We start from the raw sequence: 24,969 nt of genomic DNA, 5'->3' as shown, positions 1-24,969 counted from the left end.
GGAGGCGCCATGAAGTTATGGGATCACCCCATGTCGGAAAATGATTTCCGGCAATGTCTGAGAATCGCAACTGGCGCCACGGTTGGCTTCACCATCAGTAAGTTATTTGGCTGGAATTACGGCGTGTTTTTTACCGTCGTACCCATGCTGCTCCTGGGGATGGTGCCGGTGATGAGTGCGCATGCTGCCCGTCAGTTGTTTGCAGCAGCAATCGTCTGCGGGCTGGAAGTGGGTATTCTGGGCGGCCTTTTTGGCGGCCATCCCGGCATGATGACCCTGATCGCCTTTGTGCTTTTTCTTTATAAATTTGCGTGTATGTCGAAAGGTCCGCTGTTTCTTTTCGGAGCAAACAGTGTTCTGAGCCTCAGTATCATGCTGCATTTCGCCAGTTATCCGGGCGTAGATTTGAATGAACTGATCTTCGGCAACCTGCTGGCCAGCGTCCTGTCGGTCATTATTGCTTATCTGGTGACCTTTCTGATTCCGGATGCTGAACCTCGTCAGCCGCCGCCACGTCCGGCAGAACCCAAAGGGTCTCACCGGATGCGGCATGAAGCCCTGATGGGGGCCAGTATCGCAACATTATCGTTTCTGGTGTTTCAGGTTTTCGATCTCAATGATTCCATGTCTGCCCAGGCAACGACTTTGTTATTACTTTTTCCGATGCACTGGAACGGGGCTCTGGGGTATGCAAGAAAGCGGGCGATGGGCACCTTGCTCGGGGTCAGCTTTGGGGTCGCCGGTCAGCTGTTTCTTTATGACTGGGCAGATATGCTGGTGCTGATTATTCCGCTGCTATGGATTGGGGCGATGATTTTCAGCTATATGCACGTCAAAGAGTCCAGCGGCTCAGGTGCAGGCTTCGGCGGACTGACAACGCTGGGTATTTTGTTTGGTCAGTATCTGACGCCCGGGAATGATTTAATATTCAGCGCCCTTTATCGTGTCAGCAGTATCTTTTTCGCGATCGTCGCAACCTTACTGGTGACCTATCTGGTCCATCGCATCCTGAACAGTTTTGAAGCCACGCGATTCGAACCGGTTTAATTTTTGCTCCCCATGGAGGCGATGAGTCAGTCGCCTCCACGCTAACTATCTGTTTTTATAATCTCTTTTCAGATTTTCTGGCGATATTTATCCTGATAGTGATATGATTACTGGCTCATATAAAATATCGCTCAGGTGAAACCATGTACGCGCTCAACGAGTCAGTCTGGATTGCTGATGGTAAGGCTGTTCCTTTTTTCACGTTGCCTTATACGACACGAATGACTGTGGTTGTGCTGCCGGACGGCAAGCTCTGGATACACAGTCCGATTGAGCTGACGCCACAATTGATTCAGCGAGTCAGTGAATTGGGTGAGGTGGCATATCTGATTGCCCCGAATCACCTGCATCACTTGTTCATTGAACAATGGCAGCAGGCTTTTCCCGGTGCACTGACTTACGGCACTGATGAGGTGATAAAGAAACGTCAGGATCTGGTGTTTCATGCTTCGCTGAAAACAGAGCAGATGTATCCCTGGCAGCCTGAGATTCAGCACTTGTTGTTTACCGGTTCGAAAGCGATGCAGGAATGTGTGTTTTTTCACCAGGCCAGCCGCACCTTGATTCTGACGGACTTGATCGAAAACTTCCCCTCAGATGCATTCAAGCCCTGGCAACGACTGATTGCAAAAGGAGCCGGTGTGATGGCACCTCATGGCAAAACACCCCTGGATTGGCGTTTGAGTTTCGCGTTCAGTAAAGCTGAAGCCAGGCAACATCTTGAGCAGATGCTGCGTTGGGAACCTGAAGTGATTGTGTTGTCACATGGTGAAATGATTACCAGTGAAGCGACTGATTTTTTACGGCGCTCTTTTTCATGGCTGAAGCCTGTGCAGTAGTGATTGAAAACAAAAGGAAAATGGAATGGGTAAATTTTTTGAAGCGCTGACTGATAAGCACATCGATTTTATTGAGCAGCAGAAGATTTACTTTGTTGGCACGGCGGCTGAGACCGGGAGTGTCAATATTTCACCGAAGGGGTGTGACAGCCTTCGTGTGCTTGGCCCCAATCAAATTGCCTGGTTGAATTTAACCGGGAGCGGAAATGAATCTGCGGCGCATATCTTAAAGATCAGACGAATGACGATTATGTTTTGTGCCTTCGAAGGTGCGCCGCTGATTTTGCGGACCTATGGTGAGGCCAGAATGTTGCACCCGGGAGACGCAGAGTGGCCAGAATATATTGCCCTGTTTCCGGAGTATGTTGGTGCCCGGCAGATCTTTATTCAGGATATCGAGCGTGTCCAGACATCGTGTGGCATGTCTGTCCCTTATTATGATTTTGTCAGTGATCGTCACCAGCTGGACGATTGGGCTGATAAGCATGGTCCGGATGGTATCAAAAGGTACTGGCGTAAAAAAAACCAGTCGAGCATTGATGGTTTCCCCACTGAGATTGTGCAGCGGGCAGCACTCGTTGAGGATGAAGATTAGTTACATAGTTACAACATTATATGACCGTATTCGCATATACTTATTTTGCGAGATTGCTTAAGGGTATGCTTTTCTTTTTTCTTTGATTTCAGATAACAAATCTGGCGATTTTCTGAGTCACAATAGTCACTTTGTTGCTTATTACGGCAAGGTGACAGCGTGAAATTAGGGAACATCTCAATAAAAATAAAGCTACAGCTGCTTGTGGCGATTGCAGCAGGCATTATCGTCTCTGTCTGTATCTACAACCTGACATTACAACGCTCAGCGTCGTTTCAGGAGCGGCAGGATAAATTGCGGGCTCAGGTCGAAACGGCGCAGAGTATTGTTCAGTATTTTGCGGGACAAGAGAGTGTGCTGGGGAAAGAACAGGCACAGACGATGGCGAAGCAAGCCATTGAGCAGCTGCGTTATGATGGTGACAACTACTTCTGGATCACCAATCCTCGTCAGAGAGTGATCCTGCATCCTTTGAAACCTGAGCTGAACGGCGCTGATGCGTCGACCATTCGTGACGGTTCAGGAAAATTCCACTGGCAGGAAATGGCTCAGATTGCGGCCTCGTACGGACAGGGCTTCCTGGATTATACCTGGCGGTCTCCGGACGGTCGCCTGCACGATAAAATCTCTTATGTCATGTATTTCTCTGAGTGGGAGTGGATTCTGGGCTCCGGCATTCTGGTTTCAGATATTCAGGATGCGTTCTATCTCAGTCTGGCGAAAGAGGCTGGTTTTGCTGTCATTGCGATTCTCATGCTGGGTTTAGTGGGATATGTGCTGGCTCGTGATATTGTGGCCCCGCTGAATGCGCTGGTGGATAAAGTGCACGATATTGCGGATGGCAATCTGAAAGTCAGGCTCAGGAAAAACCGTAAAGATGAGCTGGGTGTGATGGGCAATGAAGTCGACCGCATGCTGGATAAATTGCAGTCGGCGATCAAAGTGGCCAGTGAATCGGCGGCCCATTCCCGTGATATGGCCAGCAGGATTGCCGGGGCCAGCGAGGAAACGGCATCCAGTGTTGAATCCCAGCATCTTCAGCTGGAGCAGTTGTCTGCGGCAATGAATGAAATGTCTGCGACAATCAATGATGTCGCACAAAACGCAGAAAGTACTTCGGAAGCGACAAAAGGCGTGTCGTCGCAGGCACATGACAGCAGCATTCAGATGAAAGCGACCAGTGACAACATTCAGTCGGTGGCTGAAAACATTACGGAAGCGGACAGCCTGGTGAATCAATTGCTGAATGGCGTGAAAGAAATTCATGCGGTTGTGAACGTGATTCAGGACGTGTCTGAACAGACCAATCTGCTCGCACTGAACGCGGCCATTGAAGCGGCAAGAGCGGGTGAAATGGGTCGAGGCTTTGCGGTGGTAGCAGATGAAGTCCGAAATCTTGCCAGCCGTACCCAGCAGTCTACCTCAGAAGTGAAAGCCAGTATTGACCGCCTGACGCAGATTGCTGAGCAGTCCAGCCAGACCATGCAGTCCAGTCATCATCAGGCGGCTTCCTGTGTGGATGTTGCGCTGGAAACCCGGGCGACTTTTGACACCATGGTTGCCGATCTGAACGAAACGACAGACCGGGTTGTACTGATTGCGGCGGCAGCAGAACAGCAGGGCATTGTCGCAAATGAGATGAATGAAAACGTCAGCAGTATTCATCTGTCTGCCAATGCCATGAAAGAAGCGTCTATGAATCTGGCGCAGGAAAGTCAGGCCATGGCAGAAGCCTCAGAAGTTCTGAACCAGCATCTGGCTTACTTTAAAGTTTGATGTGACTCTCCGGCAGACAGGGGGTTTTCCCCTGTCTGTTTATTCTTCAGCCAGGCAGTGCTGCTGCTTGGACTGTCGCTGTAATCTCTCGATGAAAATTTCCGGTGCCAGGGGTTTGTCGTACAGATATCCCTGAAAATACTGAATGTGACGTTTTTTCAGATACGTTTCCTGAATCCGGTTTTCAACGCCTTCGGCCACAACTTCAATGTTCAGCCGTTCTGCCAGATCAAGCACGTTGTCCACGATATGGCTTGGCACGTCGACCGAGCCAATCTGGCGTATAAAGCTTTTATCAATCTTGATGATATCGATATCGAACTGATTGATATAGCTGAGTGAAGAGTGGCCGGTACCAAAGTCATCCAGCGCTATTTGTGCGCCCAGTGCATGCAATTTTTCGAACAGCAGGGCGGCCTGCTGGATGTCCTGAACCCATTGGCGCTCGGTCAGTTCGATAATGAGTCTGACTTTGCCATTCGGGAAAGCGGATAGAAAGTGCCGGCAGTCCTCATAAAACGCCAGGCCTTTGCATTGTCCCGGGCTGATATTAATGGCCAGATGAAACCCGTCCGGCAGAAGCTGTTGATTCTGAGCAAGGTGATTCTGGATTTTGCTGAGTGCCTGTGACGTCATTTCATGAATCAACCCGGTCGTTTCAGCCAGCGGAATAAACTGGTCTGGCATGATGAAACCCTGATTCGGGTGATACCAGCGCAGCAGGACTTCCGCACCACAGATTTCGCCCTGCGGGTTAACAATCGGTTGCAGCAGTGGCTTGAAATCATCACTGGAGACCGCCCGATGTAATTCTTCCCGAAGAGAAAGTGGGCGGTTCAGGTGCTGATAAAAGAAGCTTCCGGCGGAGGCTGCGACAATCAGACTAAGTATTAACGGCAGCGAAAATGTATCTGCCAAATGGCTCAGATACATGTTTTCAGTGAGGACGGAACTAATACTGAGTCGCCCGTTGTCGGAGTTCAGCGTTATCTGTGTGCCGCTGGTCTCAGGGGAAAAAACGGTGCTGTAGGTGACGTTCTGATGATTATTCAGCGTGATCGTCAGAGGAATATGGTTGCCGATGGTGTTGAGCAGCTTTTTAATATTTTGAATATCAATACTGGCTATCGCAAAACGTTCGTCTTGCTGATGGCTGATGAAGAGAATTTTTTCATTGGGACTGAAATAATTGTGTGTTTTGAGGAATACTCTGTCTTCAACTTGAAAATAAGTTTTTTCGCTTTTTTGCAATTCCCGGTCGAACAGAGATGAACAGTAAATGTAATTATCCCGGATCAGATTCACTGAGCGAATGTTCGGTGCGAGCGTGGCAATGCGTTTTAACTGGTCTGTTGTCTGGCTGTTGCAAGGTGCTTTGAGTAAAAGCGAAGCCTGATAGGTTGTGTTCACGGCTTCATCAATGATGTTCTGAAGCAGAGACATGATAATGGCTTCTTTTTCCGCAACGATGCTTTGCAGACTGTTTCTTGCATGCAAATAAATGCCGCTAAAACTGACAGCCAAAATGAAGCATGCGAGCAATGAAGCGATCAGCGAGTACTTTACAGATGTTTTCGGCGGACTTTCATCATTTTCTTTACATGTTGTGTTCATAGGATTCAGACAAATAGAGGCTGTTGTTTTGATTTGTTTTATTATTGATTGTTATCTTTATAATTCTTGATGTAAATGTTTTGCCAAGTTAAATTTAGGTAAAAATATTCTCATTGATATTCCGGTAATTAATTGATCTCTGTCAACATCCGGTGTGCTCTATTTTTTCTCCATCCCCCCGTCTACGCCGTTGAAAAATCATTCAGGGCTGATTTATTCCGCATCCGTTTTCTCAATAATGACGTTGAATAAGAGTCACCTCACAGGGAGAGAAAAGTGAAAAGCAGAAATTTAATTCTGGGTGCACTGGCAGTGGCGTTACCCGGATTGCTGCTCGGCTGTGGCGGTTCCGGACCGGTTGAAGGGGCGGGCGCTTTGCCGGGCATTCCTTATGCCTGTCAATCCGGGACGGCATCAGAAGCCAGTCAATTGCGGATTTATCAGGTTATGGTCGAGAGTTTTGTCGATGGTGACAGTGCCGTTGGTCACGGGACCGGGTACGGTACCAGTCATCATCAGGGGGATCTGAAAGGTATTCTTGATTCTCTGGATTATATTCAGTCGCTGGGCATGAATGCCATTTGGCTGACGCCTGTGTTTGATTCCAAGCCACTCGAAGGACAGGACCATTGGGCCGACCGGCTGGATGCAACCGGCTATTATGCGACAAATTACTTCGCCATTGATCCGCGTTTTGGTTCGATGGCTCAGGCAAAGGAACTGGTCGATCAGGCGCATGCCCGGGGAATGTATGTGTTCTTTGACGGTGTTTTTGGTCATCACAAAGACAATGTCATGCCTTCTCCGACAGGAAAGAAACCCGTGGGCGGCAGTAACCCGGTGCGTTATCCGGAAAGTCTGCCGTTTTATCAGGAGGTGGCTGAGTACTGGATCAAAACCTTGAAAATTGACGGCTGGCGATTGGATCAGGCTTATCAGGTCCCGCCTGAAGCCTGGCAGCAAATCAGACAAACCGTTGATGAGACTTCGCGGTCGGTGACTTATCGCAATGCGGAAGGAGAAGCCGTCCATCCGCTGGGTTATCTTGTCGCGGAAATCTGGAATAACGAGAACTACATCAATCAGACCGGTTATGGCCCTGAAGGCATGCCTGCGTTGTGTTCTGCATTCGATTTTCCGGTGCGATACCGGCTGGTGGAAACCTTTGCTGTGAATGAAAACAGTCAGGGTGGCAAAGGGGGCAACTGGCTGGCGCAGGGCATGGCATTGCACAGTCTGTATCCCAGCCATGCACAGCCAAATCTGATGCTTGGCAATCACGATCTGGTACGGTTTGGTGATTTGTTACAGCGCGGCAAAATTGCAGAGCCGGAAGATGAGGCCTACTGGCAGCGTCACAAAGCCGTGATGTCTTTCCTCGCTGCGTACAGCGGCCCGATTACGCTGTATTACGGGGATGAAATCGGAGATGAAGTGCCGGATTTCGCCGACAAAGCACCGGACAGTACCTGTGCGGTGATGGGCTTGTGTGATGACCATGTTGCCCGCTCCAGCGCGAAAATAGAGGGACTGACGGCTGTGCTGAATGCCCGACAGTCTGACCTGAAAGCCTTTGTGGCCCGTCTGATGGCACTCCGGGCATCACATCCGGCGCTGTATGATGGTGACAGGATCAGTGTGCTGGCGAATGAGCAGGTCTATGTTGACCGGAAAGAAAAGGGAACCGATACCCTGATTTATATGGTCAGCACGACCGAAGAGACAGCGCACTGGACACTGACAACGGGTGAATTGGGGTCGGCAGGCGAATTAACGGATCTGATGACGGGCGAGCGTTTTACACCGTCAGCGGGAAAATATGAGATCCCGCTGAACGGTTTTGAGGCACGTTTCCTGGCCGTAGAATTACCGGTTTCTCCTGTTCTGGCAAAAGTGGAAGCAGGAACAGCGCTGAAAGGAAGCGGCCGCATGGCCCGGTGTGATCTGCCGGATGCAGCAGAAACCGGGCCGGTGAATGAAACGTTGTTCGTTGTCGGGGATTTCACGGATTCGGGCTGGAAACATGTGGTCCGGCGTCAGCTGAGCTACAAAGGGCTGAATCTGTATCAGGTGATCACCAGCGAACAGGCGGGCAGTTTCCGGATGCAGTACGCCAGCAAAGACTGGTCGCCGCAATATACCGCAGAGGGACTGGAACTGACGCCGGGGCAGGCAGCAGTCCTGACAACAGGCAGTTACGGGAAAGATACCTCTGCGCTGTTGCCTGCAGCCGGCCGGTATGTCTGGAGCCTTCAGTTTGATGCTCAGGGCCAGCCCGAGCAAGTCATGGTCTCTCAGTGTGACTGATTCAAAGTGACTAACTTAAAGTGACTAGTCCTGCAGCCCTGCAGTGAGTGCTGCGGGGCTGATTCCTATTTTTTCTGGCTTATCTTTCAGCCACAAATGATACACGCCGACTTCCACACCATTACCTGCGCTGAAGCAATTTCATCCCGAGTGACTGATTTTACACTTGTTTTTATGCCTTCTGTTTAATATTGTGGCCGTTTGGTTCCGAAAATGAAAATTATCAGCAGTCAGGGAAAGTATGAATATCAGACCGGTTTCCACGTCAGATGCCGAGGCATTGGTTGCGCTGTTTTATACACTGGATGAAGAAACAGCCTTTATGTTATTCGAGCCGGGTGAGCGTCAGCTGACTGTCGCGCAGCAGTCGGATCACATCAAGGCGTTTACCGGAAGCCGCCAGCAGGTGATGTTTGTGGCAGAAGCTGAGGACAATCAGATAGCTGGGTTTGTGGTGGGGATTGGTGGTCATGCAAACCGGAACCGGCATGCGATGTACTGTGTGATTGGTGTGCGTCAGACATACCAAGGGAAGGGGCTCGGGCGAAAATTACTCTGTGCACTGGAAACCTGGGCTGAAAGCCATGCATTTCATCGTCTCGAACTGACGGTGATGGCACATAACACAGTGGCACGGCAACTGTATGTGTCAGCAGGGTTTCAGGAAGAAGGCGTGAAGCGGGATTCGATGCGGGTTGAAGGTGCGTTCTTCGATGAAATCTATATGGCCAAACTCCTGAATGCGTAAAGGTAATTTTGTCAGGACGAAACAATAACAATCAGGGAATTCAATGGAGTCAAGAATGATTGAGTTACAAACACCCCGGCTGATCATCCGGCCATGGAAAGATGAAGATCTGGTTCCTTTTGCTGCGATGTCGGCAGATCCGGCTGTGATGCGTTATTTCCCGTCGACTTTGTCGGAGGAAGAAAGTCAGCAGGCCGCTCATCGTGCGCGAGCACTGATTGAAGAAAAAGGCTGGGGGTTCTGGGCTGTCGAGCTGAAAGAAACCGGGACCTTTATTGGGTTTGTCGGACTGCATTATCAGGACTCGGAGATTCCCAATGCGCCTTTTGTTGAGATTGGCTGGCGGCTTGCGTCTGAATACTGGGGCCAGGGCCTGGCCCCTGAAGCGGCGGAACGGGCTCTGCAGTTTGCCTTTGATGATTTAAATGCCCCGGATGTCTACGCGTTTACGGCGCTTTCGAATCTGCCTTCTCAGCGTGTCATGAAAAAACTGGGGATGACGGATTGCCTGCAGAACTTTCTGCACCCGAAGTTGCCTGCCGATCATCAATTGGCGGAGCATTGTCTTTACCGGATTTCGCGCTCTGAATGGCTGGTCAGAAGCCAGTGAGCCCAGTCATGAAGTCAGGCGTGTCTGAAATATCTGTGGCACCGGTCATCGAAAATTGGACTATGGTTCATCAGCTGAATCAATCAAAAGGATATTGCCATGACGCTTGATGATATTTCGACCACTAGTACAGCAAAGGAACTTGGACTGAGTTGTGTGATTCCGGCCACACCGGAGAAAGTGTTCCGGGCCTGGACAGATCCGGAACTGGTGAAAGTCTGGTACGTCCCGGCGCCTTGGTCGGTGGCATCTGCAACGCTGGATGTCAGGCCCGGAGGACTCAGCCTGATTGTCATGCGCAGTCCGGACGGGCAGGAATTTCCGGCACAAGGCGTTTATCTGGAGGTGGTGCCGGGGAAACGTTTAGTCTTTACCGATGCCTTTGTGTCAGGTTGGGAAGTTTCTGAAAAGCCTTTTATGACGGTAACGCTGACCTTTGAACCCTGTGAGGGCGGAACCCGTTATACCGCGAGGGTTCAGCACTGGAGTGAACAAAGCCGGGCAGAACACGAAGAAATGGGGTTCCATGAAGGCTGGTCGCAATGTGCGCTGCAACTGGCTGAGCTGGTCAAAACCCTGTAAGGCCAGTCATCAGGAAGCAATCAACCGGATGCCATCTCTCTCACCGAAGAAAGCCCTCCGAGGAGGGCTTTTCGTTTAGGCGGTCTGAACTGTTGGTTCGCTCAGCAGCGTGGTCCGGAAATGATCCGGATCAGCCAGAAGAAAGCGTCCGACGGCTGCCAGATCGAGCCACTGGTTTGCCAGTGCTTGTTCAATATACTCCGGCGTTTCGATGCCGCCGACACCAATCACAGGGACGGTTAACTGCTGTTTCAGGTACGCGGCATCATCAACGAGATACCCTTCGCCCCGTTTGTCTTTCGGGCGTTTCCAGCCTCCGATGCCTGAAGAAACATTGATCAAGGCGACACCGGCTTCAACCAGCCATTCGCACACCTGAGCCATATCCTCCCGGGACAGACCATCCGGGTAGCCGTCCTGTCCCGGGACGCGGACCATTAAGGTCAGATCCGGGCTGAACAGCCGGATACTGGCAACGATCTCGAGCAGCATCCGGGCACGGTTACGCAGTGAGCCGCCATATTCATCATGCCGCTGGTTCGTTAGCGGTGATAACCATTGATTCAGACCATAACCATGGGCGCAGTGCAGCTCGACCAGATCAAAACCGGCGGTTTCTGCGCGTATGGCTGCTTCAATGAATGCGCGCTGCCAGTGGTCAATGTCTGCTTTCTCCATGGCGCGCGGTGCCGTGAGCTCTCTGTCGTAAGCCGGAACGGTGATGCCGGAAGGACCCATCATATCCGGGGTGACGTCCGGTGTGGTTTTACCGCCGCAATGTGTGAGTTGTAAACCGGCGACAGCACCGGTTTCTTTCAGCAGGGAAGCGAGCTGTGTCAGGCCGTGAAGACAATTGTCATCGTGCGCACCCAACTGATGCGGTTCACTTCGGCCATCTTCAGTAACAAAGCTGTATTCGACCATCAGCAGTCCGGCGCCAGAGCGGGACAAACGTGCATAGTGGGCCAGCGTCTGTTCGGTGACTTTGCCATCCGTATTCGCTGTCTGGGAAGCCATCGGCGGTAAAACCAGTCTGTTTTTGAGGGTCAGGTTCCGGGAAACGGATAACGGCTGAAAACGTTTGAATGCCATGGCAACTCCTGTCGCGGCCAAAGTGTTGAAGAAACAGCGTCCAGTGTATGGAATGCTCATGTAGAATAAAGAAACATGATTTCAACAAGTGTTTCCGTCTGGGAAACGGTAGCAAGCATGAAAATCGACGATCTGAAAATATTTGTGGCGGTCGCCAGCCAGACCAGCCTCCGGGAAGCGGCGCATGTCCTGTCGATGCAGCCGGGCACAGTGTCTAAAGTTATCCGGCGGATTGAAGGCTATTACAAACAGGAGCTGTTCCACCGGACAGGCAGCCAGTGGGGGTTAACGTCGGCAGGCAGACAGCTCCACCAGCGTGCGGTGGAACTGCTGGCTGTCAACGACACCATAGAAACCGAAATGGGACAACCTCAGCGGCTGCACCTGAGGTGCAGTGGCTCAGAAGTGTTGCAATCCCGTTTTCTGGGCATGATCACGCAGCCTTTGCTCTCCCGGTTTGGAGACGTGACGGTCGAAGCGTTCATGGATGAAGGTTGTGAGCGTTTACGCCGTCATCAGGTGGATGTGGCGCTGGTGAGTACGTCGGATGAACAGCCGATGGTAGCGGGGATCCAGGCGATTCATCTGGCTGACAGCCAGTTTGTGATTGCTGCGGGGACAGCACATCCGCTGGCCGAAAAAGCAGGTCAGGCAATCCCTATCACTGAAGTGATTGCGTATCCCTTTGTGATTCCGACGCGCAAAATTTATGGGGAAACCGGCAGTCAGCTGAGTACGGATGGCTGGCACGAAGAAGCCTTTGCCCGGCGGACCGGCGCCAGAGTGGATTCCGTTTCGGCCTTGCTGGCATTAATGAAGACTCAGGCATTTCTGGCTTACATGCCAGATTACGTTGCCGAGCAGAACGGGTTTCAGACGATCAGGACGACAGGATGTCCGTATCAGTGTCTTCAGCGGATCTGGCTCTGTTTTCATGAGCCGGTCAGGGCGGGCTGGATTAATACGCTGGCAGGCACCTTGTCACAGCCGTAAGACGATGTATCGTTCTGTCGTCACATCTGGTTGAATTTCAGTGCATCTTTGCGGATAGACTACGCTTTAAAAGGTTGTTGTCCTCTCAGAATCTGAGAGCAAAGCAGCCAGAGGGGCCGTTGTGCTGACGCCGCGGAGCGCTCAGTGCATCCGCCCCGTTTTTGCTGAATCACCCGAAGAAGGAATTGGCGCATGGGGCTCGTTGCAATCCTTTATTCACTGATAGGGCTTGTGCTGCTGGGAGGCGGATTATGGTTAATCTCGCTGGGCGGCAGCTGGTATTTTGCCCTCGCCGGTGTTGTTCTGCTGCTTGTGGCGGCAAAGATCAGAACGAAACGGGCAAATGCCCAGATACTGTATGGCCTCTTTTTGCTGGGCTCGCTCATCTGGGCGTTATGGGAGTCCGGGTACGACTGGTGGCCCCTTGCCAGCCGGTTGGGTCTGCTCCTGATTCTGGGGATCCCGTTGCTGTTTTCTTTCAGGCTGATGGGGCGCTCCCGGATCAGCCGGCTGACCGGATACTGGTGGCTGGTTGCACTGGTCACCCTGGGCAGTCTTTTCAATGATGCGCATCAGCTGGAAGGAAAGCTGAATACGGCGCCGCTGGTACAAAACCCGGCACTCGGGACTTCCCCTGAAGCGGACTGGTTCAGTTATGGCCGCAGTAACTTTGGTCAGCGTTATTCACCGCTGGACCAGATCACCCCGAAAAATGTGAACCGGCTGGAGCTGGCCTGGCAGTATGAGACCGGAGATACCAAGGGGAAAGGCGATATCGGCGAGTTCACCTATGAAGCCACACCATTGAAGATTGGCAATGCCTTGTATTTCTGTACGCCCCATAACTGGCTGGTGGCACTGGATGCAGATACCGGCGAAAGACGCTGGGTGTATAACGCTAAAGTCGGTACCGAGAGCCAGAGACAGCATCAGACTTGCCGGGGTGTTTCCTATTTGCCGCCGGCACAGGGAGAGCCGGCTATCATCACGGCGTCAGGCTCGAAAAAGGCAGAGACGCTGGCCAGTATGGATTGTGATGCGCAGCTGTTTCTGCCGACATCCGATGCCAAATTAATTGCGCTGGATCCGGCAACCGGCGCTCGCTGCAAAGGTTTTGCGGAAGATGGTGTGCTTGACCTCCTTCACAATATGCCGTTTCCGAAATCTGGCTATTACTACGCGACGTCTCCGCCGGTGGTTGCGAAAGGGGTTGTGGTGGTCGCAGGTGCAGTAAATGATAACTATGACATCAATTCACCGTCAGGGGTGATCCGGGCCTATGACGTTAAATCCGGAGCGCTGAAGTGGAACTGGGACGCGGCAAATCCGGCCGACACCAAACCGATCGCCAAAGACAAGCTGTATGCCACCAGTTCTCCGAACAGCTGGTCGATTGCCAGTGCTGATGAAAGCCTGGGGCTGATTTACCTTCCGATGGGGAACCGTACCCCGGATCAATTGGGGATGTACCGGACTCCGGATGAAGAAAAATACGCGACTTCTGTGGTTGCGCTGAACCTGGAGACAGGTAAGCCGGTGTGGGTTCAGCAGTTCGTCCATCATGATTTGTGGGACATGGATACACCGGCACAACCCAGCCTGGTGGATATTCAGACCAGTCAGGGATTGCTCCCGGGGCTGGTTGTCCCAACAAAGCAAGGGGATGTTTATGTGCTGAACCGGGCGACGGGCGAGCCAATCTATCCAATCACTGAAGTCCCGGCGCCCCAGGGAACCATTGCGGGTGACTTTGCCTCGCCGACACAGCCTGCATCAGCGCTGACGTTCAATCCGCCGCCGCTGGAAGAAAAAGAGATGTGGGGTGCGACTGTACTCGATCAGCTGTATTGCCGGATTCAGTTCCGAAGCTTGCGCTATGAAGGCCGTTATACACCGCCGTCGGAACAGGGCACCATAGTTTTTCCCGGTAATTTTGGCGTATTCAACTGGGGGGGAATTGCCGTGGATCCGGAACGGCAGGTGATGTTCGGTATGCCATTGTATCTGGCATTTACTTCGACGCTCATTCCGAAAAGTACCGGGAACCTGGGAGAAGTGAATGTCGGGGAACATGGGGTGAATGCGAATGAAGGTGCGGAATATGCGGTTGAACTGAAGCCGTTCCTGTCGCCGTTGGGTGTCCCCTGCCAGCAACCGCCCTGGGGCTATGTCGCCGGTGCGGATTTAACTCAGGGGAAAGTGATTTATCAGCATAAGAACGGAACGATTCAGGATCTGACCCCTTTGCCGTTGCCTGTGAAAATGGGGGTACCGGGTATCGGCGGCCCGGTGATTACTAAAGGCGGGGTTGTCTTTATGGCGGCCGCGGTCGATAACTACCTGCGGGCATACGACCTCAGTGACGGAGAGGAACTCTGGAAAGCACGTCTTCCTGCCGGCGGACAGGCGACACCAATGACTTATCTGAACAGTCAGGGGGAACAAATGGTGCTGATTGTCGCTGGTGGCCATGGTTCGATTGGCACCAAGCTTGGCGATTTTGTTCTGGCATTTCAGCTGAAGGACTGAACACTGATGTCGACAGAAGTGGGAATGACATTGGCTGAACTGTCGGGCGCCTTAGCTGCGTTCAGCGGCAGTCTGTTTTGTGGCGCGGCTTGCTATATCAGCCTTGTGGAACATCTGGCCCGAATGGAATGCGGTACGGCACTGGCCGCGACCGAATTTCCGTCCAGTTACCGGCGTGCGGCGAAGATGCAGGTCAGTCTTGCATTGTGTTCAACGCTGGCGGCCGTCACGGCCGCAGCAGCAGGGGCTTCATTGTTGTGGCTGTTGGGTGGTGCATTCATTTTTGCGGTCATTCCATTTACCTTTCTGATGATGATGCCCATCAACAGGCAACTCCGTTCTTCAGCGCTGAACAAAGACGCCGCGTCAACCTACGTCTTGCTGGACCATTGGGGAAAACTGCATGGCATGCGGGCAGCTATGAGTGTGCTGGCTTGTGTAGTGTATTTTGGGCTGCTGATATTACAGGCGTAAACCTGCCATGATGATTCAGGCTCCGGAAACCTCCGGAGCCATTTGCTTGTGGTTCTTAACCTGTGGTGACAATTTCCCAGTTCCCATTTTGAAGTCTGCAAGCCGTCCCCATGGCCTGCATGGTTTCATTCTGCTTCGTTTTGACCTGGGCGGGAGTGTTGTAGATGGTACGGGCTTGTCCGGTGGCGGCAGGTCCGGCCCCGTGACTTACCGTGACTTCCTGTACAAACTCCCGGCAATAACGACCGCTGGTGCTGGTGCCTTCCCGGGTCACCGTCACGGCGCCGGAAGCGTTGCCATCCTGCCACTGAACTGAGTTGCCAACAGATACGGTCGTGGCCTGAATCTGTGCCTGTTCGAGCCGTCTCTGCTGCGTTTCACTGAGCTGATCCAGCAGCGCAAAATGAATGGCAGTGAAGGCGAGCCATTTCGTGGCTTCCTGGTCGGTTCTGTACTGACCGTAGCCCGGGTACCAGTTGCCGTACGGGCGGGTGACCCGAATGTTGCTGACCACCCGGTAGCGATTGGCAGGAATCACAATCTGTTTCTGATTCTTACGGGCAAGGTACGCATCCACATTCATTGTGCGACGGCTGTCCATGATTCCTGAGCGCAGTTCTTCCCGGTCAATGCGGCCGGTCTTTTTCTCAACGGGGACCTGCGGATTGTAAATGGGCTGTTGTGTACTCAGAAGTGCCAGTTTGCTGCTGGACACAGGGAGAACGCTGTTCGCCTGGCTGTCTGCTGCAATGGTGAGCAGCAAAACAGGCCATAGGACGGCAGGCCTTAGTACGGATAGCGAGCCCGGGCGCCTGCAAAATAAGAGTTGAGACATGGTCGGGTACTCCATATCAAAAAGCGTTGAATCGATTTGTCCTTTTCAATCAATGTGCTCCATGCTGTCCTCAGTATAGGCAGCAGGCTGATTCGGCAGGGTCAATCCTGCGTTCTGGTCTGACATTCGAGACAAAGTTCAGTCCGTGAGTCAAAGGTAAAGCCGTCAAAAACGTGAAGCGCTCAGACGGGACGCCTGTTTTTTATATCCGGCCTCAGGAGCGTGATCGCTTTAGATATTCCGGGAAATCATAGGTTATTTCTTTTTGTGCAAGGGGTTACATAGGCTATCTTTTAAAATTGACAAGCGGGAGTTGCACTGAAATTAAGTCAATTCCTTTTCAGGGCCGATGAGCCATTTGCGCTGGAATACAGACAAGGGAATGTATGCATACTGATTATTCTGAAAGTGAAAATGTCATTCGTCGCTTGCATGAAATCACTCAGGCATACGACAAAGGCTTCGATTATCAGATTGAAATGTTACTCAGGCTGGGTCTGGAGCGTTTTAACCTGGATATCGGCATCCTGGCAAGAATTGAAGGAGATACGTATTACATCGAAAGCTGTGTCTGCCCTGATCATATGCCGCTCAAGCGGGGAGACACCTTTGAATTCGGAATGACTTACTGTGCGGTCACCTGCGAAGCGGAAGGGGTGGTTGCCATCGAGCATGTGGGTCAGAGCGACATTCTGGGCAGCCACCCGGCATATCGTCAGTTTGGTCTTGAATCCTACATCGCGATTCCAATTCATATGGGAAAAATGACCTGGGGAACACTGAATTTTTCCAGTCCCGGACCTTACCCGCGGCAGTTTCAGGACAAAGACATTGATGCGCTGCAGCTAATGGCAAGCTGGATAGAAGTCGAGCTGGTTCGCCTGAAGCAAGAAAAGCAGCTGCGGGAGCTCAATCTCAAGCTGAAAGAAATGGCTTCAGTGGATCCTCAGACGCAGCTTATGAACCGCGCTGTATTTATGGATCTGGTTTCCCGCTCAATGAGTCAGTTACGACGGTATCAGACCGAAACAGAATCGGCCATGTTACTGATTGATATCGATAATTTTCGTTCCCTGAATGACAGTTATGGTCACCAGCTGGGGGATCAGGTACTGACCGCATTTGCCGAAGTGTTGAGCCGTGGGCTAAGGAGTTATGATGCTGTGGCCCGGTATGGCGGCGATGAATTTATCATCTGGCTTGGCGAAACGGACCGGGAGGGGATCCGGGTGGTGTGCGATCGGCTGATGTCAGGGATGGCGCAGTTAAAGCTGATCGACGAAAAAATCTCAATCAGTATCGGGGTTTGTCATCTGAAAACCCGTCCATTTGGTATGGGCGATATGGCAGAGTTTATTGAGCCGGAGCAAATTATCGATGTGATGATTTCGCAGGCGGATCAGGCGCTGTGTCGTGCCAAGGCAAACGGAAGAGCCAGGTATGAGTTTTATTCGGATGAACCGGTTTATCAGGACACACTCAGCTGACATGAGTTTCAGAAAGAAATTCAAAATAGGTTGAGAAAGGGACTCAGAATGAGTTTGAGTCAGGGAACAGGACGCAGAAGTGAAGATGGATTTGAATCAGACATTGCGGCTGTGGCTAAACACCTACCACCAGGCGTTGACACAGTTGACGGAATCGGGCTTTGTACCCTCTGCTGAGGCTGTCAGAGAAGGGCTGGCGACACTGACATCAACGTTTGTCACGCAAGCACCAGATGTTGCTGAGGTGCTGAATACAAGTGTTGATGGGGAGGCCGGGGATATTCCGGTCAGAATTTATCATCCGGCCCCTCAATCAGCGTTGCCGGTGATTCTTTTTCTGCATGGCGGCGGCCATATGGCCGGCAGTGTCGCCGTGTATGACCGGATATGCCGGAAACTGGCAGCCGTGACGCAGCATCTTGTGATTGCCGTGGATTACCGGCTGGCTCCCGAACATCCTTACCCAGCCGGACTGACTGATGCCCGGAAAGCGCTCACTCAGGTGTGGCGATTGCTGGATAAACATCATCAGCAATATTTCCCGATGTTGTCATTGGTCGGGGATTCCGCCGGAGGCGCTATGGCCGCGACGCTCAGTGCCGACTTTCAAAACAGCGATATTGTTGTCACGAATCAGGTGCTGATTTATCCCAGTCTGGATTACACCATGAGCCTGCCGTCTGTGGCTGAAAATGGTCAGGGACTGTTTTTGCAGCAGGAGAAAATGCACTGGTACTTTGACCATTATTTCCAGCATCAGGAAAACAGACAGACGGCTTCTCCGTTATGGATGCCGGTAACCCCGGGCATGCCCCGGACGCTGGTCATTACGGCGCAGTATTGCCCGTTGCGTGATGAAGGCATTGCTTATGTGCAAAAACTGTCATCCGCTGGTGTTGAGGCGCAACACTTTCATTTAGATGACATGATTCACGCTTATCTTAATCTGGAAAATATGGTGCCTGAACAATGTGCTGCAACCTATCGTCAGATTGCAGCTTTCCTCAATAGCCGGGACGATCAGTAATTCAGGCGAATGAAGGACAGACTATGCTCGAAATTGTAATCCGCTATTGCCATTTTCTTGGCATTTTTGTGTTGTTTGCCGTGCTGGTGGCTGAGCACCTGCTGATCAAACGCCGGATGACAGCCGAAGAGATGCATCGGCTCGCCAGATTGGATGCGCTTTATGGCGTGTCTGCCGTGGTGGTGCTGCTGGCTGGTCTGGGACTGTGGTTTCTGGTAGGTAAGCCTGCATCGTTCTACAGTGCCAATCCGGTCTTTCATGCCAAGCTGACGTTGTTTGTGATTGTGGCTGGGCTGTCTGTTTTCCCGACCGTCTTTTTTCTGAAACACCGCCGGACCACCCGCGAAAGTGTGCCTGTGCCTCCCATCATTTTGATCGCGATTCGGCTGGAGATACTTCTGCTGCTGATTATCCCGTTCCTTGCTGTGCTGATGGCGCGCGGGGTGGGGCTGGGATAACGGGGTGACCCGTTGTCCTCGTACGCTGCGACATTGCCGCTATCGTCTAAGCTGAAAAGCAATCACAGGCGATTATCGGGGGCAATGATGGAATCGATCAAAAACAAACAGCTCATCACTGTGCTTTGTGAACCGGGTGAAGGCACTTTAGCGGTTCATAATCCGGCGACAGGACAGTTACTGGGCCATATTCCCACGCAAAGTGAAGCTGAGATCCAACAGGCGATTGCAAAGAGTCACCTCGCACAACAGCAATGGCGACAGAAAACGGCGAAAGAACGGGCCGTTCTGCTGCATCGCTGGTTCACGCTGATCATGGATAACCAGGATGATCTGGCGACACTGATGACTCTGGAACAGGGGAAACCCCGCAAAGAAGCCGCAGGGGAGGTGGCTTATGGTGCGTCTTTCATCGAATGGTTCGCGGAAGAAGCCAAACGAACTTATGGAGAAACCGTTCCGTCTCCTTTTGCTGACCGGCGCATTCTCACGATTCGTCAGCCCGTCGGCGTGGCCTGTGTGATCACACCCTGGAATTTCCCCATCGCCATGCTGACCCGAAAAGCGGGTCCGGCATTGGCAGCCGGATGCACAGTGGTTGCCAAACCTGCCAGTCAGACCCCTCTGTGTGCCTACGCAGTGGCGGAGCTGGCTTATGAAGCGGGGATCCCTCGTGACGTCTTACAACTGGTGACGCATTCATCAGCACGGACGGTAGGGGATTTATTCTGTGCCAGCCCGTTGGTGCGCAAAATTTCATTCACGGGTTCGACTCAGGTGGGACGCCAACTGATGGCGCAATGCGCTGATTCGGTCAAACGTCTTTCACTCGAACTTGGCGGCAACGCGCCTTTCATAGTTTTTGATGATGCAGATATCGATAAAGCGGTTCAGGGGGCTGTTGCATCAAAATACCGCAATGCCGGACAAACCTGTGTCTGTGCCAATCGGCTCTTTGCACAGCGCGGTATTTATGAGGAATTCGTCACCAAGCTGGCAAAAGCGGTGCAAAAGCTGAACGTCGGAAACGGGCTGGACGACGACGTTGCAATTGGCCCCGTGATTGACGACAGCGCCAAAGCCAAAATCAACCGTCTGATGCACGATGCAATCAGTCATGGCGCGAGATTGGTGACCGGCGGTGAGGACAGAGAAGGATTGTTTGTTTCCCCTGCGGTACTGGCCGATGTCCGTCCGGAGATGGCGATTGCGCAGGAAGAGGTATTTGGACCGATAGCCCCCGTGATTGCTTTTGATGATGAAGCAGCCTTGCTCACTCAGGCCAATGACACGATTTTCGGGCTGGCGGCGTATTTTTACAGCCGTGACATCGGCCGGATCTGGCGTGTGGCCGAGGCATTGGAATATGGCATGGTGGGGATCAACGAAGGGATAATTTCCACCGAAGTGGCCCCTTTCGGCGGTGTGAAACAGTCAGGTTTTGGCCGCGAAGGGGGTCGTCAGGGGATTGAGGAGTATATGGATATAAAGTATCTCTGCATGGGCGGTTTGGATTCCTGAGCGCCCGATATACTTCTGATTTAGAGGGCTGCTGAAAATCACATCAATCTCAGTACGTTGCAAATTGACATCTAAGCTTAATAAAAGCAGGGGATGAGTTTGGGGCGGTTCAAAGCCTTTGTTGCCCTCAGGATGGGCCCGGTGAGTGAGGTTGATGATGGAAGCACGAGCAGTAAAGACTGTGGCAGATGCCATGGCGATTGTCGAAGAGCGCGGTTTGAGTCACGTGAAAGTCGGACTGTTTGATATCGATGGCATCATGCGTGGCAAGTACATGTCCAAAGCCAAATTTTTCTCGTCCCTTGAAAAAGGGTTTTCATTCTGCGACGTGGTATTGGGCTGGGATGTTAAAGATCAGCTTTACGACAACACCCGTTTTACCGGATGGCATACAGGATACCCGGATGCCCCGGTCCGCATTTTGCCTCATACCTGCCGCGATGTGGTGGATGAAGCCGGCATGCTGTTATTTATTGCTGAGTTTGCCGACAAGGCAGAAGCCGTCTGCCCGCGAGGGGTGTTACGCAAAGTGCTGACCAAAGCCGATGCGCTTGGTTATGATGTGCAGGCTGCCCTGGAGTATGAGTTTTTTCTGTTTCGTGAAACGCCCCATTCGGCCCGGGGAAAAGGCTTCCGCAATCTTCAAACCGTCACACCGGACTGGTTCGGGTACTCGATGATCCGCAATTCAGTTTACAGCGAGCTGTACCACGACATTCTGGGCATGGGACAGACCATGGATTTCCCCATCGAAGGTATTCATTCCGAAACCGGCCCCGGTGTGATTGAGGCCGCCATCGCTGTGGACCAGGCAGAAGCCGCGGCGGATAAAGCGGCACTGTTCAAAACCTATATGAAGGTACTGGCTCAGCGGCGGGATCTGCTGGCGACCTTTATGGCCAAATGGTCGATGGACTATCCCGGTCAGAGCGGGCACATGCATATTTCTCTTCATCATAAAGGCGGGAATTCAGCGTTTTACGACACCAAAGCCAGGCATGGGATGAGCAAAATCCAGCGCCAGTTTCTGGCCGGTCAGCAGCGGTTGATGCCGGAATTTCTCTGCATGATTGCGCCAACCATCAACAGCTATACCCGAATGGTGCCCGGCTTCTGGGCGCCGACCCATGCCACCTGGGGAATTGAGAACAGGACCACGGCTTTACGGGTGATTCCGGGATCGGAAAAGACACAACGGATCGAGTATCGTTTGGGCGCAGCAGATGCCAATCCCTATCTGGCCCTGGCAGCCGCGATTGGTTCCGGTCTGTGCGGCATTATCAATGAATGGGAACCGCTCGAAGCGGTCACGGGGAATGCTTACGACCAAGTTCAGCCTGCTGAACTGGCATTACCCGCGACGCTTTGGGAAGCGGCGCAGCGATTCAAAGCTTCAGATGCCGCACGTACGCTGTTTGGGGATGCCTTTGTGGAGCACTTTGCTGCCAGCCGTGAGTGGGAAGAACGTGAGTTCAGAAAGCAGGTCACCGACTGGGAACTGAGCCGGTACTTTGAAATTATCTGAGCATGGACTGAACATAGACCGGGCATGAACAGACAGAGGCTCTCTGCCAGAGAGCCTCAGGAAATTATGCCGTAACGGACTGTGATTTGACTTCAGGGCGAAGGAAGCGGGAACACAACAGGGCAATCAGAAAGACGGCCAGTCCGGCACTGATGGTGACTGCAAATCCGGCATGAATGCCGTATGCATCGATCATCCAGCCAACCACGGCAGCGCCGGCAGCAATGCCAATTCCCAGTCCGGTAATCATCCAGGTAAATCCTTCTGTCAGCTGATTTTCAGGGACAATTCTCTCCACGAGCCCCATGGTGATGATCATGGTAGGCGCAAAGAAAACACCAGCAATAAAGACAGACATCGCTAGGGTGGTGGTGCCGGTCACCAGCATCAGCGGAAGGGTCGTCAGTGCAGTGGCCAGAGCGGCAAGCAGCAGTTGCTTCCTTAATTCGATCTGGAGTTTCAGGGTGCCAAAGAGCAGACCGGAAAGGCACGAACCAGCAGCATAGGCTGACAGGACGTAGCTGGCGGCGACAGGTTCACCCTGTTGTTCGGCAAATGCCACACTGATGACGTCAACCGTACCGACAATGGTTCCCAGGGCCAGCAGTGTCAGCATCAGCATTTTCATGGGGAGCGGTTTCAGCGCGGAATCACGGCGGTCATCTGTCATGACCTGAACGGGCGGTTCTGTCTGGGTTTGTCGTACGAAGAGTGTCACTCCGATCCCCAACAATACTGCGGCAGTGAACGGTCCGGCTTCGGGAGCCACGGAAACGCACAGTCCGACGGCGAGAGGCGGGCCGATGATAAAACAGACTTCATCCATGACAGATTCAAATGAGTACGCCGTATGAAGTCTTTCGTCCCCTTTGTAAATTGCCGTCCAGCGTGCACGAATCATGGCAGGCATGCTGGGCATAAATCCCGCCAGTGCCGAAAACAGGAAATAGCTCCAGATTGGTCCCTCATACCGAATGCAGACAAGCAGCAGGATCATGGCGATCACACTCAGTCCTGCCGCATAGGGCAGTATTTTACGTTGTCCGTATCGGTCTACGGCCCGGGAGATCTGAGGCGCGACAATGGCCATTGTGAGAGTAAATGTGGCAGCAACCGCACCCGCCAGCCAGTAAGAACCGGAAAGTTGAGACAGCATCGTGATGATGCCAATCCCGGCCATAGAGGTCGGCATCCGGGCGATCAGCCCGGGCAATGTAAACGCCAGTGTGCCGGGCGTACTGAATAATGATTGATAGGGGTTCGCCATGAAGATCTCCATCGAAAGAAATTACGATTGCTGAAACGAATATGCCATCTCGCATACAGGGCGTATGTGAATCTAATTGACATACATGATGTATGTCAATTATAAAATGCAATCAGTTTGATATTTGAGGTAAGCCATGGCACGGCAATCGAGAAACGAAATGATGGAACAAACCCGGCTCAGCCTGATTGAGGTGGCCCGGAAGCAGTTTGGCAGTGCGGGATTTGCCGATACGGTGATGGATGAACTGACAGGGGAAGCCGGGCTGACACGGGGAGCGCTCTATCATCATTTTGGCAGCAAGAAAGGGCTGTTTCTGGCTGTCTATCAGCAGGTTGATCGGGATATGGATGAGCGGCTGAGAGCCGTTGCATTGAGTGCGCCGGATGACTGGTCGGCACTGACAGGTCGCTGTCAGGCTTATCTGAAAATGGCCACTGAACCGGACATTCAGCGGATCATCCTGCGTGATGCGACGTCTGTGCTCGACAGCGAAGTCATTCAGGCTGTCCAGCTGAACTGTGTGACTGCACTGGCGACTTTACTGAAAAAGCTGATGGAAGCACAAATGGTGTCGGAAACCTCACCGGTAATGCTTGCCCGGATGCTCAATGGCGCACTGACGGATGCAGCTTTATCGATCGCAAGAAGCAAAGATACGGCCAGTGCTCTGGCAGAGGCATCAGAGACACTGGATGTGCTGCTCACCGGCTTACGGGTTCACCCCTGATGCTGCAGGCTGGTAGTGGGTCATGATGTTTCCGTTGAGATGATGCTTTCGTTGAAAAACAATGCAAGGTAAATATTCAGTTTGAGGACAACCTCTCATTGTGACGCTGTCACTAATCGGTGTGGGAAATTCTGTCTTTTTCTGCATCTGAAATATGGATGAAATCAGGTAAATACCAAAGGCAGACTTTGATTCGCGGGTCAGTTCGACTAGTATGAGGCGGTGCATCGGTCGGAGGGACGAAACAAGGTTATGTCACGTATTCGAGAAAAAAATCAGGAAGTTATTATCAAGTTTGCCGGACGCCTGTTCGCTGAGCAGGGCTTTGCGGCAACCAAGGTTGCGGATATCGCCAAACTGGCTGAAGTACCGAAGCCCAATGTGTATTACTACTTCAAGACCAAAGAAAACTTATATCGCGCGGTCCTGGAAAGTGTGACCCAACCTTTACTGGAAGCCTCGAAGCCGATCGAGGACCTGGATGATCCGGCGCAGGCGCTGACATCTTACATTCATACCAAACTCCGGATTTCCCGTGACCATCCGTTTGCATCGAAAGTGTTTGCCAACGAAGTGATGTCGGGCGCGCCGTTTTTGCCTGAGGATATCCGTGATGAGCTGCTGGCACAGTCCAGAATGATTATTGCCAAACTGGAACGCTGGATTGAAAAGGGTGTGATGGCCCGGGTTTCTCCACAGCACCTGATGTTCACCATCTGGGCTTCCACGCAGACCTATGCGGATTTCAGCTGGCAGATTTGTAATGTGCTTGAGAAGGAAGCGCTGGACGATCAGGATTTTGCAGACGCTGCAGCGTTTCTGACTCAGTTGGTGATTCAGGGCTGTCAGATCAAATCCGCCTGAGGAAGGCTGAGCCGGTTGAATAAAAAAGCGCTTCCGCCCAACGAGGTAA

At 52.2% G+C, this 24,969-nt stretch carries 22 protein-coding genes; 18 read left to right on the top strand and 4 right to left on the bottom strand.

Annotated elements, in window-relative coordinates:
• Positions 1 to 9: 9 nt before the first annotated feature.
• The 4 genes from SPK40_RS05645 (at position 10) to SPK40_RS05630 (ending at position 4,257) form a co-directional block, all read left to right on the top strand.
• A complete protein-coding gene (locus tag SPK40_RS05645) occupies positions 10 to 1,047 on the top strand; it encodes a DUF2955 domain-containing protein (RefSeq protein ID WP_330959707.1) in 1,038 nt (345 codons plus the stop codon).
• A 143-nt stretch (positions 1,048 to 1,190) separates the two neighbouring features.
• The gene (locus SPK40_RS05640; RefSeq protein WP_248139715.1) at positions 1,191 to 1,886 is read left to right on the top strand and encodes a DUF4336 domain-containing protein; all 696 of its coding nucleotides are present in this window, start codon (positions 1,191 to 1,193) and stop codon (positions 1,884 to 1,886) included.
• A gap of 25 nt (positions 1,887 to 1,911) precedes the next feature.
• Positions 1,912 to 2,481, top strand: a complete 570-nt coding sequence (locus tag SPK40_RS05635) for a pyridoxamine 5'-phosphate oxidase family protein (protein WP_248139717.1) — start codon at positions 1,912 to 1,914, stop codon at positions 2,479 to 2,481.
• A 159-nt stretch (positions 2,482 to 2,640) separates the two neighbouring features.
• Complete coding sequence (locus tag SPK40_RS05630) at positions 2,641 to 4,257, top strand: methyl-accepting chemotaxis protein (RefSeq protein ID WP_330959706.1); 1,617 nt, start codon at positions 2,641 to 2,643, stop codon at positions 4,255 to 4,257.
• Between the two features lie 39 nt (positions 4,258 to 4,296).
• Here the strand turns inward: SPK40_RS05630 and SPK40_RS05625 are convergent, their stop codons facing one another.
• Positions 4,297 to 5,700, bottom strand: a complete 1,404-nt coding sequence (locus SPK40_RS05625; RefSeq protein WP_248139721.1) for an EAL domain-containing protein — start codon at positions 5,698 to 5,700, stop codon at positions 4,297 to 4,299.
• Positions 5,701 to 6,147: 447 nt separating this feature from the next.
• On the opposite strand from SPK40_RS05625, the gene SPK40_RS05620 reads away from it, so the two are divergent.
• The 4 genes from SPK40_RS05620 (at position 6,148) to SPK40_RS05605 (ending at position 10,118) form a co-directional block, all read left to right on the top strand.
• Positions 6,148 to 8,178: an alpha-amylase family glycosyl hydrolase gene (locus tag SPK40_RS05620; RefSeq protein ID WP_330959705.1), complete on the top strand. Its 2,031-nt coding sequence runs from the start codon at positions 6,148 to 6,150 to the stop codon at positions 8,176 to 8,178.
• A gap of 241 nt (positions 8,179 to 8,419) precedes the next feature.
• On the top strand, positions 8,420 to 8,926 hold the full coding sequence (locus SPK40_RS05615; RefSeq protein ID WP_330959704.1) for a GNAT family N-acetyltransferase: 507 nt from the start codon (positions 8,420 to 8,422) through the stop codon (positions 8,924 to 8,926).
• A gap of 55 nt (positions 8,927 to 8,981) precedes the next feature.
• Positions 8,982 to 9,536: a GNAT family N-acetyltransferase gene (locus tag SPK40_RS05610; protein WP_371929382.1), complete on the top strand. Its 555-nt coding sequence runs from the start codon at positions 8,982 to 8,984 to the stop codon at positions 9,534 to 9,536.
• Between the two features lie 99 nt (positions 9,537 to 9,635).
• Positions 9,636 to 10,118, top strand: coding sequence for an SRPBCC family protein (locus SPK40_RS05605; RefSeq protein ID WP_330959703.1), 483 nt, complete (start codon positions 9,636 to 9,638; stop codon positions 10,116 to 10,118).
• A 75-nt stretch (positions 10,119 to 10,193) separates the two neighbouring features.
• Here SPK40_RS05605 and SPK40_RS05600 read toward each other — a convergent pair whose 3' ends face one another.
• The gene (locus SPK40_RS05600; RefSeq protein ID WP_330959702.1) at positions 10,194 to 11,210 is read right to left on the bottom strand and encodes an NADH:flavin oxidoreductase; all 1,017 of its coding nucleotides are present in this window, start codon (positions 11,208 to 11,210) and stop codon (positions 10,194 to 10,196) included.
• A 117-nt stretch (positions 11,211 to 11,327) separates the two neighbouring features.
• Between SPK40_RS05600 and SPK40_RS05595 the strand changes: the two genes are divergently transcribed.
• From SPK40_RS05595 to SPK40_RS05585, 3 genes are all read left to right on the top strand, one after another.
• Positions 11,328 to 12,203: a LysR family transcriptional regulator gene (locus tag SPK40_RS05595; RefSeq protein WP_248139728.1), complete on the top strand. Its 876-nt coding sequence runs from the start codon at positions 11,328 to 11,330 to the stop codon at positions 12,201 to 12,203.
• A 192-nt stretch (positions 12,204 to 12,395) separates the two neighbouring features.
• Positions 12,396 to 14,732 (top strand): membrane-bound PQQ-dependent dehydrogenase, glucose/quinate/shikimate family, encoded by a 2,337-nt coding sequence (locus SPK40_RS05590; RefSeq protein ID WP_330959701.1) that lies wholly within the window; start codon positions 12,396 to 12,398, stop codon positions 14,730 to 14,732.
• A gap of 6 nt (positions 14,733 to 14,738) precedes the next feature.
• A complete protein-coding gene (locus SPK40_RS05585) occupies positions 14,739 to 15,206 on the top strand; it encodes a DUF1772 domain-containing protein (protein ID WP_330959700.1) in 468 nt (155 codons plus the stop codon).
• Between the two features lie 55 nt (positions 15,207 to 15,261).
• On the opposite strand, the gene SPK40_RS05580 is transcribed toward SPK40_RS05585, so the two are convergent.
• Positions 15,262 to 16,041 carry a hypothetical protein gene (locus SPK40_RS05580; protein WP_330959699.1) on the bottom strand — a complete coding sequence of 260 codons (780 nt, stop codon included), beginning with the start codon at positions 16,039 to 16,041 and terminating at the stop codon, positions 15,262 to 15,264.
• 386 nt (positions 16,042 to 16,427) lie between these two features.
• Here SPK40_RS05580 and SPK40_RS05575 point away from each other — a divergent pair, with 386 nt between their 5' ends.
• The 5 genes from SPK40_RS05575 (at position 16,428) to SPK40_RS05555 (ending at position 22,059) form a co-directional block, all read left to right on the top strand.
• Positions 16,428 to 17,528, top strand: a complete 1,101-nt coding sequence (locus SPK40_RS05575) for a sensor domain-containing diguanylate cyclase (protein ID WP_330959698.1) — start codon at positions 16,428 to 16,430, stop codon at positions 17,526 to 17,528.
• A gap of 85 nt (positions 17,529 to 17,613) precedes the next feature.
• Complete coding sequence (locus SPK40_RS05570) at positions 17,614 to 18,555, top strand: alpha/beta hydrolase (protein WP_330959697.1); 942 nt, start codon at positions 17,614 to 17,616, stop codon at positions 18,553 to 18,555.
• Positions 18,556 to 18,578: 23 nt separating this feature from the next.
• On the top strand, positions 18,579 to 19,013 hold the full coding sequence (locus SPK40_RS05565) for a DUF2214 family protein (protein WP_330959696.1): 435 nt from the start codon (positions 18,579 to 18,581) through the stop codon (positions 19,011 to 19,013).
• An 87-nt stretch (positions 19,014 to 19,100) separates the two neighbouring features.
• Positions 19,101 to 20,534 carry an NAD-dependent succinate-semialdehyde dehydrogenase gene (locus tag SPK40_RS05560; RefSeq protein ID WP_330959695.1) on the top strand — a complete coding sequence of 478 codons (1,434 nt, stop codon included), beginning with the start codon at positions 19,101 to 19,103 and terminating at the stop codon, positions 20,532 to 20,534.
• Positions 20,535 to 20,688: 154 nt separating this feature from the next.
• Complete coding sequence (locus tag SPK40_RS05555; protein ID WP_330959694.1) at positions 20,689 to 22,059, top strand: glutamine synthetase family protein; 1,371 nt, start codon at positions 20,689 to 20,691, stop codon at positions 22,057 to 22,059.
• 64 nt (positions 22,060 to 22,123) lie between these two features.
• On the opposite strand, the gene SPK40_RS05550 is transcribed toward SPK40_RS05555, so the two are convergent.
• Complete coding sequence (locus tag SPK40_RS05550; RefSeq protein WP_330959693.1) at positions 22,124 to 23,326, bottom strand: MFS transporter; 1,203 nt, start codon at positions 23,324 to 23,326, stop codon at positions 22,124 to 22,126.
• A gap of 136 nt (positions 23,327 to 23,462) precedes the next feature.
• Here SPK40_RS05550 and SPK40_RS05545 point away from each other — a divergent pair, with 136 nt between their 5' ends.
• Both SPK40_RS05545 and SPK40_RS05540 read left to right on the top strand, forming a co-directional pair.
• Complete coding sequence (locus SPK40_RS05545; RefSeq protein ID WP_330959692.1) at positions 23,463 to 24,056, top strand: TetR/AcrR family transcriptional regulator; 594 nt, start codon at positions 23,463 to 23,465, stop codon at positions 24,054 to 24,056.
• Between the two features lie 252 nt (positions 24,057 to 24,308).
• Positions 24,309 to 24,920, top strand: coding sequence for a TetR/AcrR family transcriptional regulator (locus tag SPK40_RS05540; protein ID WP_248139749.1), 612 nt, complete (start codon positions 24,309 to 24,311; stop codon positions 24,918 to 24,920).
• Positions 24,921 to 24,969: the final 49 nt, after the last annotated feature.

The organism is Photobacterium sp. 53610, assembly GCF_036409375.1.
Classification (GTDB): Bacteria; Pseudomonadota; Gammaproteobacteria; order Enterobacterales; family Vibrionaceae; genus Photobacterium.
This window is presented reverse-complemented; position numbering and strand designations above follow the sequence as displayed.